Source organism: Nocardia sputorum, from assembly GCF_027924405.1.
Taxonomy (GTDB): Bacteria; Actinomycetota; Actinomycetes; order Mycobacteriales; family Mycobacteriaceae; genus Nocardia; species Nocardia sputorum.
In genome coordinates, this window is record NZ_AP026978.1 from 854,908 (window position 1) to 872,473 (window position 17,566).

Below are 17,566 nucleotides of genomic sequence, written 5' to 3' on the forward strand. Positions count from 1 at the left end.
CAGCTGCTGATTACGTCGATCGATCTCCGGAAAAGTGGCGAACTGCATCGCATTTACCTGCTTTTCATTGCAGTGAATGACCTTGTTGCACAAGTCGTTCGGTGAACTCAGCGGGTCTTGTGCAGCTGACCGAAGTCAACGGGAGGGAACACGGATGGTGGAACAGAGAGTCGGCTTGTCGCGAGTTGCCCGACCGCGAATCACGGTCAGCATGTGCGGCGCGGCATACGCGCGCGGTGTGACCGGCCCGATCGAGCAGGTCATGTGCCTGCTCTGCCAGCGGATGGTGCCGGTGATCGGCGGGCGGATCGGTGAGCACCGGACGGATGGGCCGGATACGTGCGCATGGACCGGAGTCGAGGTCATCGATGACCGGCCTGCCGACCTGCGGGGCGGTGTGCGATGACGCCGACCGGCCGTCCTCGGGCGATCGGGTTCTTACGGACGGACATCGCGGGTTCGCATCAGAAATGGTTGGAGACGACGATGCGTAGCTTGGCCAAGCGGCTCGGCTACGACCTGTGCAAAACAATTGCGCTGTCGGCGAAGACGGAGGACCCGGTCGGCTTATTGCTCGATCAGATCGAGCGCACTGGGGCGGAAGCGGTCATCGTGCCGGGGCGCGCCCATCTGGACGGTCACATCGAGCGGGTGATGCGGCGGGCCGATGTCGTCTTCGATGTCGACGACGTGGAGGCTCGATGGCCGATTACGGCTGTGATCGATAGGTGGTGTCCTTGACCTCGATTCTTCGCCGCGCTACCTGGAGCGCCGATGCCCGAGCTCGGGCAGCAGGAGGCATGCCCGGCAGGTGACTCCTGCAACCGGTCGACGCCGCGCCGTAGCGGTCGTCGCGGGATAGGATCTAGTTGCACGGTTTCCCGCCCGAGTAACAGTCGTTCAGTAAAGGGAGTCCGAGCGGATGGATCGCCGGAACAAGGGGATCAGCCGGCGTGTGCTGTTGACGGCCGGAGCCTCGATCGCAGTCACCGCGATGGCGCCGCCGACGCAGGCGGTGCCGATCACACGGAAGATCTCCGCCGGGCCCGAGGAGCCCGGGAAGCGGGCGGACCTGGCCGAACAGGCGATCGTGCGGCGGCATCTGCGCACGCTGTGGGGTCAGCCGCACATGCGGCTGGGCACGCTCGTCTGGCCTGCGTCGGTGCTGGATCAGTCGTTCCTGCGATGGTGTTACTGGTGGCAAGCCCACCTGCTGGACTGTGCGGTGGACGCCGCGTACCGCGCCCGCACCCCCGCACGCATAGATCGGGTCGTCGCCCTCGCGCGCGGTATCCGGACACGCAACCTCACCGGCTGGACCAACCGGTACTACGACGATATGTCGTGGCTGGCGCTGGCGCTCGAACGCGCCGACCGGCTGCTCGGTGTCCGGTTCGGCGACGCTGTCGGCGAGCTGCGAGCCGGCTTGATCGATGGCTGGAACCCGGTCGTCGGCGCGGTGCCGTGGCGGTCCGGCGACGAGTACTACAACACCCCCGCGATCGGTCCGACGGGTATCGCTCTGGCGCGGTTGGGCGAGCTGTCCCGCGCCCGGCGACTTGCCGATTTCCTGTACACCCGATTGCGTGACGCCGGCAGCGGCCTGATCCTCGACGGTCTGCACGAACCCGGCGGACGGGTGGACCGGACCGTCCACACCTACTGCCAGGGCGTGGCCATCGGGCTGGAAACCGAGCTGGCGGTGCGCACGAATGAATCGACCCATCACCGGCGCGTGGCCGCCCTCGTCGCCGCGGCGGGGGACGGGCTCACGAACGCAGGGGTGATCGCCGCGGCCTCCGGGGACGACTCCGGGCTGTTCATGGGCATCCTCGCCCGATATCTCGCGGAGGCCGCGCTGGCTTTGGGTGACACCACCGCCGCGGATATCGTGCACGCTTCCGCGCGGGCGGCCTGGAAGCACCGCGCCGAAGTGGACGGGTTACCGCTGTTCGGGATCGACTGGTCCCGCCCGGTCGCGGTGCCGGAGCATCCGGGGACCTTCCCGCAGCTCACGCCCTCCTCCGCCGTTTCACCGGCGAACTCGAGCCGCGATCTCTCGGTACAGCTGAGCGGGTGGATGTTGCTCGAAGCGGATCACCAGCTCGGCGCCGCCGGACACTGAGCCCGCAGCGGCGGGAGACCGCCCTGTTACCAGTACTGATGCTGTTTTCCGTCGGTGTCGGCGATGAAGATGACCGCGTCGGCGCCCTCCAGGTCTGCCGGCTCGAGCGGGATGTGACCGCGCACGATCGGTGTGCTGGTGCCGATCGACGGAGGAAGCGCGGCGCGCAGGGCCGGTGCCGGGAACAGGGCGCGGCGGGTGGTCGCCTCGGCCAAGACGCGCTGGAGAGTGTCCGGATCGCTGTCGGGGCTGGCGTCAGTCGCCAGGAACATGTAGCGGTCGCCGAGGGTAAGCCCGACGAGTGCGCCTGCGCCGCACCAGTTCACCTCGTCCTCGCCGACCGACATGTCGGACCGCGCACGTTGCAGATGCGTGTTGTGCGCGAACACCAGGGTGGGCCCGCGTCGCCGCTCCTGGGCGACGATCGCGAGCAGGTTGTCGGCCATCATCTCGGCGCGCAGGCTGAGCAAGGTCGCGATGCGGTCGGGTGCTTGACTCGCCATCGCCGCGTGATAGCGCAGCAGCCCCATGGCGGTGCGCGCGTGAGCGGCGGCCTGGTCGTAGCCGGTCGGGTCCGCCAGACGCAGGCGCGGCGCCGCGCGGCGCAGCGCACTGGCGACGTCGTCGGCGACGATGCGCAGGGCGCGAGCGCGGTCGGAGTCGCCGACGGACGCTGCCGGGTCGAACATGGCCGCCTGGTTCGTCCAGTCCGCGTCCTCGCCGAGCAGCGCGTCGAGGTCGCGGGCCGAGGCGGGCCGCAGCGGCTCGGGGAGGTAGTCGATGGCCGAGGACAGCGCGTATCGCGGACTCGGCGCACCGGAGTACTCCACCGGCGCGTCGAAGCCGTAGAAGCGAACCCGATCCCGCGGCGCGCGGCCGGCATTGTGCGCGCGGAGCCATTCGACGAGTTCGCGGTTGCCCGGCACGGCGCCGAACCCGTGGCTGAATCCGGTCGCGAGCACCGTGTCGATCTGCGCCGGTGCCCCCGCCACGTAGTCGTCGACAATCGACGCGGCGAATACGTCCGTCTCCAGCGCGATCGAACGGTACCCCCGTTCGACGAGATGACGGAGGATTTCGTTGCGCAGCAACGGGAAAGCCTCGATCCCGTGGGTCGGCTCACCGAGGGCGAGCAGCGCAGGCGGCTCCGTCCGTGTGGCGAGCAGTTCATCGAGGGCACGGCCGAGGCTCGCCGGGTCGTCGAGTTGGCGGCCGATGGCACGCGGTGATGCGGCAGTGGACATGAAGATCCCTTCCCGAAAGGCACTGCCCTCGACAGTATCGTTGAACATTCGAGTGAAACTTTTGCGATTACTACCTGCAACCAAGAGAGCAAAGCCTCAATCGGAGGTGCAAGCTGCGGCCCATCGACCTCGCCCGGGAACACGGATTGTCCGCACAGGCGATCCGCAACTATGACGACGCAGGAATCCTCCCGCCGACCGAGCGCAGCGAGACCGGTTACCGGCGCTATACGCCCCTGCACGCACAGGCCCTACGCGCCTTTCTCGCGTTGCGCGGTGGCCACGGGCACCAGCGGGCGATGGAAATCATGCGCGCGGCCAACCGGGGCGACCTCGAGTCCGCCTACCGGCTCATCGACGCCGCGCACGTGGAGCTGCTCGCCGAGCGCGACACCCGCACCGAGGTCGCAACCGCCTTGGCCGGCCTGTCCACCGCGATGCCGGCCCCTGTTCACGGTGGACCGCTGACCGTAGGGGAACTCGCGCGCCGACTCGGCGTGCATCCAGCGACATTGCGCACCTGGGAGACTCAGGGCATTCTGCGCCCCGAGCGCGAACGGGCAACGGGTTACCGCCGATACGGGCCGGATTGCGTACGCGACGCGGAGATCGCACGACAGTTGCGCCGGGGTGGCTACCTGCTGTCCCAGGTCGCGCAGTTCATCGCGTCGCTGCGCGAGGCGGGCGGGGCGGAGGCGTTGAGCGCCTTCCTCGACGTCTGGCAGGACCGGCTGACCGCCCGCAGCCGCAACCTGCTCGCCGGAGCGGCCCAGCTCGATACCTACCTCACCATGCTCGATCAGCGGAAGTAACCGGCGACGCAGGCTGCCGGTGCGCGGCTCGTCACGGATGGGTATTCGGGTCAACCGATATACAGGCTGGCGAATCGGCATATCGGCGGTCGATTCCGAATATTCCGTCGAGTATTGGCCGCAGGCAATTCCTCACGTCTGATCATCGGCAGCCGATCCGTGTCATCGGCGACGAAAAAGGTTGGCGGGAGGCTGCAAGGCCGCGCTCTGGCATGACCGGCGTCGGCCGAGGGTGCCCTCCCAATGTCGGGAATGGGCGATTCTCCGTTGCGCGATACTCGGTGGTGTCGTAGTGGCAGGCCGCGCGTGGCCTGATGAGGGTTGTCAGGCGTGAGGTGATGATGTTGTTCGCAGATCCGCGGCCGGCCCGGGTGGGGGTGCTGCGATGAGTCCCGAGCGCTGGGTGGTGAAGCTCGACCCGCCCGCCGGCGTGCGTCCCGGCTTTCCGGAGTTCCTCGCGGCTGTGCAGGAGGGTATTCAGACCTCCGCGGATCTGTTGGCGACAGGTACGCCGTCGCAGGCTCCGGATCTGCTGAAGCTGCTGCGCGACGAGAAGTTGATCACCGGCGACGAGGACAAGTCCGCCATGGCCGAGGGCTACTCCGGCCGGGTGCGCGAGTTCGACAACCTCAAGGCCGAGATTCACAAGCAGGACGCCAGCGTCGACTTTTCCGCCTACGGCACCTACGACATCTCCAGCGGCGCTTTCGCGGCTGTCAAACAGCATGTCGAAGATCTACAGGAAGCCCTGCGCAACGTTCCGAAGCCGAGTCCGGGTAAAGAATTCATCGACCTGGATCTCCAGACGAGGCTGGAGAACACCGTGCTGAGGACGGTGGACAAGGTGAACGACGAGATCGAGAAAGCGAACGACAAGGTTCAGACTCACGCGAACACCATCAACGGCTCCGCTCCGACGTACACCCCGACGTCCGCGGGTAGCAGCCCTATGCCGAGCAACTACGTGCCGAGCAACTACATGCAGCGCAGCTATTCACCCGGCCCGGGGTTCGTCCCCGCCGCGACGACCGCCGATTACGCCCGCTACCAGGGCAACGTCTCGGTCGACGCCGCCATCGAGGGCGCGCTGGACGCGCTCGGCATCACCGATCCGGTGGCCCGCGAGTACTGGAAGCGCGGCTACCAGGTCCTGATCGAACGGGAATCCAACGGAAACCCCAACGCCGTCAACAACTGGGACAGCAACGCCGCCGCCGGGCGGGCGTCCAGGGGACTTACCCAGACCATTCCCGGCACCTTCCAGGCCTATCACGTGGCGGGAACATCCAGCAACATCCACGATCCGGTGGCCAACGTCGCCGCCAGTATGAACTATGTCATGGAACGGTACGGCGTCTCCCGCGACGGCCACGACCTGCAAGCGAAGGTTCAGCAGGCGGATCCCAACCGTTCGCCGAAAGGCTACTGAGCGCGGAACGCCGGCCGCTGGTCCGCGTCGTGTCCGAGTTCTGTCCTGGGTGGTTCCTCCCGATGTCCGCCGGTGTACTCCGTTCGGTCTCGTTTGCTCGTCGGGTCGAACGGAATTCGATGACGGGTTATCTTTTCGGTCTCAGCCGGGTCGGTCGTCCGGTTCGGCGGAAGTGGTCGACGGCCGGGGCAGCTATGGCGCGCTGCGTCTGGAACACTCGATCGTCGGAAAGGTTCTTTGCTGATGTTCCGTCGTTTCACGACCCACGCGCCCACTGGGGTGCCGCCGGTGGATGATCTGGTGGCCGGTGCGCTGCCGGACCGGGTGCAGATCGCGCATGAGCGGTTGGCCCACCAGGACGATCCGGCACTGCTGGAAGCATTGTCGGAGCGTGAGCTCGCCGCCTCCCGCGAGTTGGCCGAGCTGGTGCGCGATTACGAACGCCACGAGAAGCGGGCGCGGATCCAGGCGGCCGCCGACGCCGCCGAGCGGGTGCGGCGCACAGCCGCCGAGCTGGCCGAACGCGAAGCCGCCGACCTGCTACGGGCCGCGCAGGCGATCGGCGAACAACGCCACAGCAGCAGCCCGCACGCGAAAGTAGCTCGGCTGCATCAGCGCAAGCCGCGGGTGCTGGGGCTGCTCGCCGGTGTTGTCGCGTTCTCGATGCTGTTCTCCGCGGTCACCGTGCAGCAGAACATCGCGCCGACCGGCGGTGCGACCAACCCGATGTTCTGGCTGTCCTACGGCCTGGAAGCCCTGATCAGCGCGGTGCTCGTCGCGCTGATGCTGTCGACAGGGGATACCGCCGAGTGGGGTGTGATCGATCGGCTGTGGCAGGTCTACACCGTCGAGGGCGTCTTGTTGACGGCGAGTATCGCGCTGAACACGTTCCCGTACTTCCGGACAGGCGACATGGCCGGAATCGGAATCCACGCGATCGCGCCGATCATGATCGGCGTCGCGCTCGTCACCCATCGGCTCGTCGCCGAGCGGTACGGGCGCGCGATCGAGCAAGCGACCGCCGCCGTGCCCGACCACGAAGATCTCCAGGAACGACTGGCGGCGCTCACGCAGGTCGGCGGGGCCGGGAACCAGATCCTGCCGAGCATCCTCATGGAGCCGGCGGCGCCCGCACGCCGCGCCGACGAACCGGCCGCGACCGAACCGCCCGCACCGGCGCAGCAGGGCGCGGATGTGGCGGGGCAGGCCGCTGCGCAGGACGACAACAGCGCCGCGGTTGCCGGGCAGCCCGCCGGGGCCGCGATCGCGATGTCTGTTCCGGCTCCGGAGCTCACGGAGTTGTGGTTGGCGACGACGCCACTGCCCGTGATCGAGCGGCCCTCCGAGCCGGGTGCGCAACCCGCTGCCGGAGACAACGCTGACGAGGCCGTTCTCGACGCGCGGTTGGCGGCGGCGGTGCGGCAGACCCTCTACCGGATTCGATTCAGCAAGCAGCCGGAGCCGGGCGAGCAGCCGGTGCCGGGCACCCCCGTTTCCGCGCCCGAATCCGATGCTCCCGAAGTCGCCGAGGCGTCCGCCGAGCACGGCGCACGCGAGGCCGCCGAGGCGCTTCCCGAGGCGAACGGGGCGGACCAGGTCATGGCGCATGGTGCCGATGGGCCGCAGGTCACGGGCCCGGAGCTCGCCGCTGCGCCCCACGAACCGGATGTCCGCACGCTGGAGCCGATCGATGCGGGCATGGCCCAGCATTACGTGCCCGGCACGGGCGGCGACGAGCGCCCGGCGCGGATGCAACAGGTCGCACCGGTCGGTGCCGCGGGTATGTCGCCGATCGGGCACGAACCCGACGACGCCGACGCGACCACACCGCGTGCGGCGGCCCAACCGCAGCTCACCGTTCGCTGATTCGAGCGCGTCACTGTTCGGCGCTGCGCGTGACCGCATCGGCCTCGGTGCGGCGCTTCGGCTACGGCGCTTCGCTTTGGGCGTAGTGCTTTCCGGTCGACCCGATGGCGGAATGGACGTAGCGTCGAATTCGTGAAAGTTCCCGCACACCTGCCCACCACCGCGGGCGAGCTGCGTTCGGCCGGCTACCTGCCGCGTGGGGTGAAGACCGAGATCCGCGAGAACCTGCTCGCGCTGCTGAGTTCCGGCGGCGACCCGTGGCCCGGGATCGTCGGTTTCGACCGGACGGTCGTGCCGCAGCTGGAACGCGCGCTGCTCGCGGGGCACGACGTCGTGCTGCTCGGCGAACGCGGACAGGGCAAGACCCGGCTGCTGCGTTCCCTGGTCGGCCTGCTGGACGAATGGACGCCCGTCATCGCAGGCGCCGAACTGGGCGAACATCCGCTCGACCCGATCAGCCCGGCCGGCAGGCGGCTGGCCGCCGAACTCGGCGACGACCTGCCCGTCGCGTGGCGGCACCGGTCGGAGCGGTACGCCGAGAAGCTCGCCACGCCCGACACCTCCGTCGGCGACCTGATCGGTGACGTCGACCCGGTCAAGGTGGCCGAAGGGCGCAGTCTCGGTGATCCCGAGACCATCCACTTCGGGCTCGTCCCGCGCGCGCATCGCGGCATCGTGGCGATCAACGAACTGCCCGACCTGGCCGAACGCATCCAGGTCGCCCTGCTGAATGTCATGGAGGAGCGCGATATCCAGGTCCGCGGCTACCTGTTGCGGCTGCCGCTGGATGTGTTGCTCGTCGCCACCGCCAACCCGGAGGACTACACCAACCGCGGCCGGATCATCACGCCGCTGAAGGACCGGTTCGGCGCGGAGATCCGCACCCACTACCCGCTCAGCATCGAGGCCGAGGTGGCGCTGGTGCGCCAGGAGGCCGAGCTGGTGGCCGAGGTGGGCGATCCGCTGATCGAGGTGCTCGCTCGGTTCGTCCGGCAACTGCGCGAGTCGTCCGCGATCGACCAGCGCTCGGGGGTGTCGGCGCGCTTCGCCGTCGCCGCGGCCGAGACGGTGGCGGCGGCGGCCTTGCGCAGGTCCGCGGTCACCGGGGAGAGTCCCGCCGTGGCGCGGCCCGTCGACCTCGAATCCGTGCCCGCGGTGTTGCGCGGCAAGCTGGAGTTCGAGTCCGGTGAGGAGGGCCGGGAGCAGGAACATCTCACGCACCTGCTGCGTCGCTCGTTCTCCGAGACCGCGCGGGCGCTGCTCGGCGGCCTGAACCTGCGGCCGCTGGCGGAGGCGGTCGGCGACGGGCATCTGGTCACCACCGGTGAACGCGTGCCCGGCGCGGAAGTCCTCTCGGCACTGCCGGAACTGCCCGTGCTGCACGAAGTGGCCGCACGGCTCGGCGTGGACGCGGCCGACCCGCCGCCCCGGATCGCCTCTGCCGTCGAGTTCGCCTTGGAGGCGCTGTACCTGGCCCGGCAGATCGCGAAGGATTCCGACGACGGTCTGGCGGTGTACGGCCGATGAGCGCCGCTGTTCCCGGCAGGGCATCGTGACGACCCCCGACCGCTACTCCTACGGCCCCTATCACGACGGGCCCGATCCCTTGGCGCCCCCGCTCGACCTGCGGGAAGCGCTGGACAGCATCGGCCGTGACGTGATGGAGGGCAGTTCGCCGCGCAACGCTCTGCAAGAGCTGTTGCGACGCGGCACCCGCTCCATGCCGGGGCTGGAGGAGCTGACTCGCCGGTTGTGGCAGCGTCGCGCGGAGATCGCCCGCACCCACCGGCTCGACGGCACGTTGCAGCAGGTCCGCGAATTGCTGGAAGAGGCATTGGAGGCCGAGCGCGGCGCTCTGTTCCCCGACCCCTCCGACGACGCCAGGTTCGCCGAGGCGCAGCTGGACGCACTGCCGTCGAGCACGGCCGCCGCCGTCACCGAGCTCGCCGAGTACGCCTGGCGCTCGGAGACCGGCCGCGAGAACTACCGGAAGATTCGTGATCTGCTCGGCCGCGAGTTGCTGGAATCGCGCTTCCAGGGCATGAAACAAGCCTTGCGGAACACCACTGCGCAGGACGTCGAGCGGGTCCGGCGGATGATGTCCGACCTGAACGACCTGCTCGCCGCCCACGCCAGGGGCGAGAACACCGAGCAGCGCTTCGCCGGGTTCATGGCCGAGCACGGCGAATTCTTCCCGGAGAACCCGCGCGACACCGAGGAATTGATCGACGCGCTCGCCGCTCGTGCCGCCGCCGCGCAACGCATGATGAATTCGATGTCCGAGCAGCAGCGCGCGGAGCTGTCGGAGCTGATCGGCCAGGCGTTCGGCGATCCGGGCATCGCCCAGCAAGTCGCCGCGCTGGACGCGAACCTGCGCGCGCTGCGTCCCGGCGAGGACTGGAACTCCCGGCAGAGGTTCCGCGGTGAGGATCCGCTCGGGCTCGGCGAAGGCGCGCAAGCCCTGCAGGACCTCGCCGAACTCGACGCGCTCGCGGAACAACTCGGCCAGTCCTATGCCGGCGCCCGGCTGGAGGACATCGACCTGGACGCATTGGCGCGCCATCTCGGCGCGGACGCGCGCGTGGACGCGGCTCGCCTGGCCGAACTGGAGCGCGAATTACGTAGACAGGGCGTCTTCGAACGGGGCCAGGACGGCTCACTGCGGTTGACGCCCAAGGCTTTGCGGCGGCTCGGTGAGACGGCGTTGCGAGACATCGTCGGGCGCTTGCGATCCCGGCGCGGTGAACGGGATACGGCCATGGCCGGTGCGGCGGGCGAGCCGACGGGCGGCTCCCGCGCCTGGCGATTCGGCGACACCGAACCGTGGGACGTGTCGCGGACCGTGCGCAACGCCGTGCTGCGGTCGGCGTCGGCGGGGGATCGCCGGGTGCGGCTGGACGTCGCCGATGTCGAGATCATGGAGACCGAGCAGCGGTCCAGGGCCGCGGTGGCGCTGTGCGTGGACACGTCTTGGTCGATGGTGCAAGACGGCAGGTGGGTGCCGATGAAGCGCACCGCCCTCGCGCTGCACCACTTGATCGGTACCCGGTTCCGCTCCGACGCGCTGAGCGTGATCACCTTCGGCAGGCACGCGACGACCGTCGGCATCGGTGAACTGACCGCGCTGGAAGGCGTCTGGGAGCAGGGCACCAACCTGCATCACGCGCTGCTGCTCGCGGCGGGGCACCTGCGCAGGCATCCGGACGCGGTGCCGGTCGTACTCGTCGTCACCGACGGTGAGCCGACCGCCCACTTGGAGCCGGACGGGGAGACGTACTTCAACTGGCCGCCGGCGCAGCGCACGCTGGCCGTCACGATGGCCCAGGTCGACGCCTTGGCCAAGCTGGGCGCGTCGGTGACGGTCTTCATGCTCGGCGAGGACCCGCGACTGGCCGCGTTCGTCGACCTGATGGCCCGCCGCAGCGGCGGCCGCGTGGTGGCGCCCGATCTGGACGGTCTCGGCGCCGCCGTGGTGAGCGACTACCTGCGCGGCCGGGGCTGAACGCCGGGGCCGTAAAGACGTCCGACGGCGCGGCCGGTCGGCCCTACACTGAGCGTGTGGTTTTTCGTCGGCTCGTCGCAGTGTCCTTGTTCGCCTTGGTGACTCCGCTGGGCGTGGCTGCCTGCACGGCGGAAGGTCCCGGTTCGAAAACCGATTGCGCCGTTAGCGGCTGCACGGTGACCTTCGCCCGGGGCGTGGACGCGAAAGCGAGCATCCTGGGTATCGAAGCGAAACTGATTTCGGTGAACGGCAATCTGGTCACGCTGTCGGTGGGCGGTCAAGAAGTCACGGTCCCGGTGGGGGAGACCCGGTCCGCCGACGGGAGCACCGTCACGGTGCAGGAGGTGACCGGCGACAAGGTCGTGGTCAAGATCTCCACCGGCCTCACCGGCGGCTGATTTTCGTCATCCGGTGCCGCATCCACCGGCGCGGCTTCGCTCCGGTCCGGTAATTGCTGCGAGATCACTGCCGCCCGTGCGGATCTCGCGAATCTCGTGTGTCCTCGTGCACCGCGCACGGCGGAAAAGTCCGTGCGGTGGTGCCGTTCCCGCGACACACGTGCGTGCGTGCGCAGTCGCAGGAGTGTCGCGAAAGTGGCACGGGAGCACTCGAGCGGCCGTATCGAGGATTTATTGTGGCATTCTCGGGGTGTCGGCAACGGAAACCGAAGGGTATTGAATACCAGCAGGTTTGAATACCGGAAGGTATTTATTTCGCGCTGCCAGGGAGAATCATTTTTACCGGAAATTTCTCCCCGATTTGCTGTACACCGCACCGTGCCCGTGTGTAGCGTCTGGAACCCGTAAACCCCTCCCATGACAAGTGGTGGCGCGTGATCGGTATCGACGGCTGTCTGAAACGCATCATGGATATTCCGGGTGCGCGCAGTGTGACGTTGGTGGATGGTGCGAGCGGTCTGGCGATCGCCGCGGACGGCAGGCACGAAGTGGTGGACGAGCACGAAGATGCCGCCGCCACAACGGATGTCGTGCGCGCGGTGCTGGCCTGCCCGGCCTTGTCCAGCGGCGGCGACGGTGACGACGTCACCGAGATCATCGTCTGCGGGACCCGCGGATATCACCTGCTGAACCTGGTGAACGGCGACTTCGACGGGCGGCTTTTCGTGCATGTGCTGTTCGACGAGGACGCCGGAAATCTCGCGATGGCGCGATTCCAGCTGCACGCAATTCTCGACGAATTGGCCGAGGACGCGCATGAGTCCTGAACTCGCGGTCGAATTGCGGCGGCTGGAGAAGGAAGGAAGTACGGGCGTGCTGCGCGCGGGCGACGGTGCGTTTCATCTCGCCGAAGGCGCGATCGTCTCCGCCGACTGCCGCCGCACGACGGGGCTGGACCGGCTGGTCGTCGAGGCGGGCGTGGCGACCGCGGAGGACTGGCGGCGCGCCGATGCGGGGGATCCCGGTCGTGTGCTGGGGCGGCCAAGGCTGGAGACCCTGGCCATGCTGTCGGTTTTCGATGCCGCCTACTTCCTGCTGGCCTCGCCAGCCGTCCCGGAGTTCCGCCCGGCCCCGCCGCACTGGCTGGCCCCGGTCTGCCACATCACGCCCCGGGTGCTCGTGCAGGAGTGTGCGCGGCGCGGCGATCCCGAGTCCGGGCCGTGGCCCGCCGATCTGGTCGATCGCGTCCCGGTGGTGCCGGTCCGCCGGGTGCGGCGCAGACGTCTGGTACTCACCGGCGGGCAGGCCGAAGTGCTGGCCGCCGCCGACGCCCGGCGCAGTGTCGCGGGGATCGGCCGCGAACTCGGCCGCACCACCTACGGATGTCTGGTGGCGGTGCGGGATTTGACCGCGGCGGGGCTGATCGAGCCACCCGCCGCGGCGTCGGTTCCCGTGGCGGCCCGGTCGTCCGCGCTCGCGTCGCTGGTCGCCGAACCCCCGGCGGTCGCGCCCGTGACCGCCGCGCCGGGCCGGCTTCCCAGGCGCCGGGGCAGGCACTCGGCCCCGCCGGCCCCCGCCGGACGTTTGGAGCCGCCGGACCGGGACCTGCTCGTCCGCCTGCAAGCGGCTTTGGAGGAGCTCGCGTGACCGCGCGGAAGAAACTGCTCGGCGATTTGATGGGAAGGTTGACAAAGGTGGGGATGTCCGGACCCGAACCGAACGCGGCGGTGCTCACGGAGTTGAAGGCACTGCGCGATCGCGTCCCGCGGCTCACCGGCGCGCTCGTGGCCTCCAACGACGGGCTGCTCGTCGCCCACGATCTACCCCCGCAGATCGAGCCCAACGGGATGGCCGCCATGGCCGCCTCGCAACTGTCGCTGTCCCATCGGCTGGCCACCACCGCGCACGGCGGCGGGTTCAGCGAAGTGGTGGTGCACGGCACCGGAGGGCACGTGGTCATCTACGCGGCGGGCTGGACCTCACTGACCGTCCTGGCCGCACCCGAGGTGAACATCGGCCGGCTGCATTTGGAATCCCGTCCGGCGGCCCGTGCGATCGCCGATTTGCTGACGCCGGTGACAACCGACGCAGAGAGCCGACAGGCAGCGAAAACCCACTGAAAGGAACACATATGTCCAATATGGATCTGGCCCTCAAAGACATGATGGTGATCGACGGCGCGATCGGCGCCGCCGTGGTCGACTACAACAGCGGCATGGCGCTGGGCATGCTCGGCAGTTCCAAGTCGCTGGACCTCCAGGTCGCGGGGGCGGGCAACACCGAGGTGGTGCGCGCGAAGATGCGGACCATGGACCAGCTGGGGCTCAAGGAGGACATCGAGGACATCCTCATCACGTTGTCAGGGCAGTACCACATCATCCGGCCGATGACCGGCCGCAAGTCCAAGGGGCTGTTCCTCTACCTCGCGTTGGACCGGGGACGAGCGAATCTGGCGATGGCCCGGCACCGCCTGCGGGGGATCGAAGAGGACCTGGAGGTCTGATCGTGCGCGAGCCGATTTGACCTGAACTATGGTTCACGTTCGACGCTGATTCCGTACCGAAAAGCGTCGAAGGGAATTCCCATGCCTGACCACCCGATCCAGCTCGCCGTGATCGTCGGCAGCACCCGCGCCGGTCGCTTCGGCCCGACCGTCGCCGAGTGGTTCGCCGCACATGCCGACCGGCGCGGCGACGTCACCGTCGACGTCGTCGATCTGGCCGAAACGCCCCTGCCGGATCGTCTTTCCCACCGTCCCGAGCCCGAGGGGGCGCGGGCGCTGGCAGCCGTCGGCCCCCGGCTGGCCGCGGCGGACGCCTTCGTCGTGGTGACACCCGAGTACAACCACAGTTATCCGGCGGCGGTCAAGAACGCCATCGACTGGCACTACACCGAATGGCGGGCGAAGCCGGTCGGTTTCGTCTCCTACGGCGGCATCTCGGGCGGGTTGCGTGCCGTGGAGCACCTCAGGCACGTCTTCGCCGAACTGCACGCGGTGACCGTGCGTGACACGGTGAGCTTCCACGACGCGGCCAGGCAGTTCGATGCCGCGGGACAGCCGACGGACCCGGAGATGCCCGCTGTCGCGGCCGACAAACTGCTCGGCCAGTTGGTCTGGTGGGGCCGCGCCCTGCGGTCGGCCCGCGCCGAGTATCCCTATACCGCATAGCGCTTCCGGGCCTGCCGTGCCGACGGCCTCTACGCACGACGGCGCCGGACGGCCGAGTCGATGGGCTCGGCCGTCCGGTGGGCCGGATCTGCGCACCGGGGCATGCGCAAGGGCCGCATTCTGCGGTTTCGTCGTGGCATCCGGCGTACGCTGTGCGGCGACGAAAGGACTCCACGATGCGAACAATGCTCGCGGCGTTGGTGATCGCCGGTTCGTTCATGGCAGCGGGGACGACGATCGCGCAAGCGAATCCGCCGTCGCAGCCGCCTACTCCGCTGTGCCTGGTGGTGGGCGGCGCCATTTGGGTGGTGCGTAACAGCATCGACCCGTACGGCCTGTCACAGGATCCGCTCGCGGTCGCGTTGCGGAACGCGCATCGGCAGGTCTGCGGCTAGCGGCTACGTCAAGCTCCGCCAGCGTTGCTTGCCCCACTCGCGCGACGCAGGGCTGACGATCAGTACCGGCAGGAGCAGGACGAGTCCGATCAGGGTCAGGTAGACCACGACTTCGCCCACGATCTGGACGACGGTGGGGAGTGCGAAGGGAACGGCCAGCACTCCAAGGGCAATCGCCAGCCAATAGGCGCCCGCCTGGGCTGCGGTGACCGCGGCGAAAGCGATGCCGCCCGCGAGAAGTAAACCGGCCAGTGCGACAAGATAATTGTTCCACCACGCGGTGTTCGTCGCACGATGTGGCTCTCGCATGCGGCGAGCCTAACGCCGTGATCCCGGGGAGAGGGGCAAATCGCGGGCATCCGGTTCGATCGGCGGCGGCGTGGCCGCGTTCGGCTTGCCGTCGCGGGTGTTGAGCCACGCTCCGGCGAACATCAGTGCGGCGCCGAGGGCTTGGACCGGGGCGATGGATTCGCCGAGCAGCAGCCACGCGCAGGCGAGGCCGAAAGCGGGGACCAGGAACATGGCGGAGGCGGCTGTCGCCGGGCCCACCTCGCCGACGGCGCGATAGTAGAGAACGTACGCGAGCGCGGTCGGTAGGACGCCGAGATAGGCCTGGTTGAGCCAGAATTCGGCACCGAGGTCGGACCAGGCCACGTCGGCCATGCGTGGCGCCGCGAACACGCCGAGCGCCAAAGCGCCGACGGCCGTGGCGTACACGGTCACCGTGGGGGCCGCCAGACGGGCGAGCACCGGAGCGCCGAGCATGGTGTAGCACGCCCAGCACGCCGCCGCGCCCAGGAAGACGAGGTCGCCGAGCAGGCGATCACCGCCGCCGGAGGGGATGCCGAGGAAGAAGACGACACCGCCGCCGACCGCGACGGCGAGCCCCAGGGCTCGGGTCGCGGTCGGCCGGGTGCGAGTCAGCACCGCGGTGCCGGCGACGGTGATGACCGGCGCCGCCATCGGCACGATCACACTGCCGTCCGCGGCGGGCGCCAGGGCGAGGGCGAGGAAGAACAGGATGTTGTAGCCGAAGACGCCGATCAGCCCGAGCGCCGCCACCCGCCCGGAGTCCCGCGCCGCGAGCCTGGGCAGGCGCAGTACGACGAGCAGGACGACGGCGCCGAGGAGGAAGCGCAGGAACCCCGCCACCTCGTGCGGCACTTCCCGGATCGCGAGTTTCGAGGACGCGAACGCACTACCCCACAACGCCATGACCACAACGAGCAACAATCGGATACGCACGGATTCGATCCTGCTGAGGGGCGGCCTCGCGGTCTTGAACGCTGGTGCGCGCGCACAATGGGGTGGTGGCCGACGGTGAGTGGGTGCGGTACCGGCGAATGCCGAACCGCCCGGTGGAGTTGATGCACGCGCACTTCGAACGGCACGTCTACCACGCGCACAGCCACGAGACCTATTCGTTCGGCTGCACCGAGTTCGGCGCGCAGAGCTTCGATTGCCGCGGCGCCGCGCGGACCAGCGCGGCGGGCATGGTGATGGCGTTCAACCCGGACGAGCCGCACAACGGCCACAGCAGCACCGCGGAGGGCTTCACGTACTCCATCGTGCACATCGGCACCGAGTTGGTCACCGATCTGCTGTCCGATCAGGCCGGTCGTCCGGTCGGGTTGCCGCTGTTCGCGGAGCCGGTGCTGCGCGACCCGGTGCTCACCTCGGCGCTGCGCCGGCTCTGCGCCGCCCTGACCGGCCCGGCCACCGAGCTCGCCGCCGACGAGGCGCTGGCCGCTTCCGTCGCGGCGTTGGCGCGACGCGCGGCGCGCCGTCCGCTCGCGCGCTCGACGGCCGAGCCGGGCGCCGCGATCGCCCACCGCGTCCGCGCCGTGCTCGACGACCGTTATCTCGATCCACTGTCGATGGATGACTTGGTGGAAGCGAGCGGCGCCAGCCGCTTCGCCTTGTACCGCGCTTTCCGTGCCAACTACGGTCTCGCGCCGAGCGATTACCAGCGTCTGCTGCGGCTGCGCGCGGCTCGCCGGTTGATCGCGGCGGGCAGGCCGGTCGCCGAAGCGGCCGCGGCGGCCGGTTTCGCCGACCAAGCACATCTCACCCGCTGGTTCCGCCGGTGCTACGGCATCACCCCCGGCGTCTACTCCGCCGCGTGACCGCTCGTCACGCCGTGCCGGGCGGGCGCGGCCAAGGGTTGTGCTCCTTGTCCTCGACCGACTGGTTGAAGCGCTCGATGAGCTTGCCGAACAGATCGACGTCGGCCTCGGCCCAGTCGGCCACCACCGCGCCGATGCCCTGTCGGCTCTGCCTCCGGTCGGCGGCCAGTGCTTCCAGTCCCTTCGCGCTGGCGCGGACCTTGCGGGCGATGCCCCCGTCCGGGTCGGGCACCCGGTCGACCAACCCCTGCCTGAGCATGGCTCCCACCTGGCGGTTGATGGTGGAAATATCCAGTTGGAACGCTTCGGACAGCTCGCGCAGGCTCAGCGGGTAGTCCAGCTCCAGCCGGGTCAAGATCAGGTACGCCGAGCGGTCGAGCCGGAAGCCGGGACGCCGGAGCAATGCGGCGGGGAAGTGCCTGGACAGCAGCGACAGTTCGAAGGTGAGCCGCTGGAGCGCCGCGCTGTCGTCGCCGGTACCGGAATCGGACATACCTCAC

General features: G+C 69.0%; 20 protein-coding genes. 16 read left to right on the plus strand and 4 right to left on the minus strand.

Annotation, left to right across the window (positions count from 1 at the left end; translation table 11 throughout):
• The first annotated feature begins 154 nt into the window (after positions 1–154).
• The 3 genes from QMG86_RS03735 (at position 155) to QMG86_RS03745 (ending at position 2,125) form a co-directional block, all read left to right on the plus strand.
• Entirely contained in the window at positions 155–406 is a 252-nt protein-coding gene (locus tag QMG86_RS03735) for a hypothetical protein (RefSeq protein ID WP_281877685.1), read from the plus strand.
• 89 nt (positions 407–495) lie between these two features.
• Positions 496–741, plus strand: a complete 246-nt coding sequence (locus QMG86_RS03740) for a hypothetical protein (RefSeq protein ID WP_281877686.1) — start codon at positions 496–498, stop codon at positions 739–741.
• Positions 742–922: 181 nt separating this feature from the next.
• Positions 923–2,125 (plus strand): glycoside hydrolase family 76 protein, encoded by a 1,203-nt coding sequence (locus QMG86_RS03745; protein ID WP_281877687.1) that lies wholly within the window; start codon positions 923–925, stop codon positions 2,123–2,125.
• A 26-nt stretch (positions 2,126–2,151) separates the two neighbouring features.
• Here the strand turns inward: QMG86_RS03745 and QMG86_RS03750 are convergent, their stop codons facing one another.
• The gene (locus QMG86_RS03750) at positions 2,152–3,369 is read right to left on the minus strand and encodes an erythromycin esterase family protein (RefSeq protein WP_281877688.1); all 1,218 of its coding nucleotides are present in this window, start codon (positions 3,367–3,369) and stop codon (positions 2,152–2,154) included.
• A gap of 113 nt (positions 3,370–3,482) precedes the next feature.
• On the opposite strand from QMG86_RS03750, the gene QMG86_RS03755 reads away from it, so the two are divergent.
• From QMG86_RS03755 to QMG86_RS03810, 12 genes are all read left to right on the plus strand, one after another.
• Entirely contained in the window at positions 3,483–4,181 is a 699-nt protein-coding gene (locus QMG86_RS03755) for a MerR family transcriptional regulator (protein ID WP_281880759.1), read from the plus strand.
• A gap of 385 nt (positions 4,182–4,566) precedes the next feature.
• On the plus strand, positions 4,567–5,610 hold the full coding sequence (locus QMG86_RS03760; RefSeq protein WP_281877689.1) for a transglycosylase SLT domain-containing protein: 1,044 nt from the start codon (positions 4,567–4,569) through the stop codon (positions 5,608–5,610).
• A 243-nt stretch (positions 5,611–5,853) separates the two neighbouring features.
• Positions 5,854–7,476 (plus strand): hypothetical protein, encoded by a 1,623-nt coding sequence (locus QMG86_RS03765; protein ID WP_281877690.1) that lies wholly within the window; start codon positions 5,854–5,856, stop codon positions 7,474–7,476.
• Between the two features lie 132 nt (positions 7,477–7,608).
• Positions 7,609–9,003, plus strand: a complete 1,395-nt coding sequence (locus QMG86_RS03770; protein ID WP_281877691.1) for a sigma 54-interacting transcriptional regulator — start codon at positions 7,609–7,611, stop codon at positions 9,001–9,003.
• 25 nt (positions 9,004–9,028) lie between these two features.
• Positions 9,029–10,978: a vWA domain-containing protein gene (locus QMG86_RS03775; RefSeq protein ID WP_281877692.1), complete on the plus strand. Its 1,950-nt coding sequence runs from the start codon at positions 9,029–9,031 to the stop codon at positions 10,976–10,978.
• A gap of 176 nt (positions 10,979–11,154) precedes the next feature.
• On the plus strand, positions 11,155–11,376 hold the full coding sequence (locus QMG86_RS03780; protein ID WP_281877693.1) for a hypothetical protein: 222 nt from the start codon (positions 11,155–11,157) through the stop codon (positions 11,374–11,376).
• 491 nt (positions 11,377–11,867) lie between these two features.
• A complete protein-coding gene (locus QMG86_RS03785) occupies positions 11,868–12,203 on the plus strand; it encodes a hypothetical protein (RefSeq protein WP_281877695.1) in 336 nt (111 codons plus the stop codon).
• Positions 12,193–13,023 (plus strand): hypothetical protein, encoded by an 831-nt coding sequence (locus QMG86_RS03790; protein ID WP_281877697.1) that lies wholly within the window; start codon positions 12,193–12,195, stop codon positions 13,021–13,023. Before QMG86_RS03785 ends, QMG86_RS03790 begins: the two co-directional genes overlap by 11 nt.
• Positions 13,020–13,496 (plus strand): roadblock/LC7 domain-containing protein, encoded by a 477-nt coding sequence (locus QMG86_RS03795; RefSeq protein ID WP_281877698.1) that lies wholly within the window; start codon positions 13,020–13,022, stop codon positions 13,494–13,496. The genes QMG86_RS03790 and QMG86_RS03795 overlap by 4 nt, the downstream gene beginning before the upstream one ends.
• A gap of 11 nt (positions 13,497–13,507) precedes the next feature.
• Complete coding sequence (locus QMG86_RS03800; RefSeq protein WP_281877699.1) at positions 13,508–13,879, plus strand: hypothetical protein; 372 nt, start codon at positions 13,508–13,510, stop codon at positions 13,877–13,879.
• Between the two features lie 81 nt (positions 13,880–13,960).
• A complete protein-coding gene (locus tag QMG86_RS03805; protein WP_281877701.1) occupies positions 13,961–14,545 on the plus strand; it encodes an NADPH-dependent FMN reductase in 585 nt (194 codons plus the stop codon).
• Positions 14,546–14,721: 176 nt separating this feature from the next.
• Positions 14,722–14,940 carry a hypothetical protein gene (locus QMG86_RS03810; protein WP_281877703.1) on the plus strand — a complete coding sequence of 73 codons (219 nt, stop codon included), beginning with the start codon at positions 14,722–14,724 and terminating at the stop codon, positions 14,938–14,940.
• Positions 14,941–14,943: 3 nt separating this feature from the next.
• Here the strand turns inward: QMG86_RS03810 and QMG86_RS03815 are convergent, their stop codons facing one another.
• Positions 14,944–15,249, minus strand: coding sequence for a hypothetical protein (locus QMG86_RS03815; RefSeq protein WP_281877705.1), 306 nt, complete (start codon positions 15,247–15,249; stop codon positions 14,944–14,946).
• A 9-nt stretch (positions 15,250–15,258) separates the two neighbouring features.
• The gene (locus QMG86_RS03820; RefSeq protein ID WP_281877706.1) at positions 15,259–16,185 is read right to left on the minus strand and encodes a DMT family transporter; all 927 of its coding nucleotides are present in this window, start codon (positions 16,183–16,185) and stop codon (positions 15,259–15,261) included.
• A gap of 65 nt (positions 16,186–16,250) precedes the next feature.
• On the opposite strand from QMG86_RS03820, the gene QMG86_RS03825 reads away from it, so the two are divergent.
• On the plus strand, positions 16,251–17,066 hold the full coding sequence (locus QMG86_RS03825) for an AraC family transcriptional regulator (protein ID WP_281877707.1): 816 nt from the start codon (positions 16,251–16,253) through the stop codon (positions 17,064–17,066).
• 7 nt (positions 17,067–17,073) lie between these two features.
• Here the strand turns inward: QMG86_RS03825 and QMG86_RS03830 are convergent, their stop codons facing one another.
• Positions 17,074–17,559, minus strand: coding sequence for a MarR family winged helix-turn-helix transcriptional regulator (locus QMG86_RS03830; RefSeq protein WP_281877708.1), 486 nt, complete (start codon positions 17,557–17,559; stop codon positions 17,074–17,076).
• Positions 17,560–17,566 lie beyond the last annotated feature (7 nt).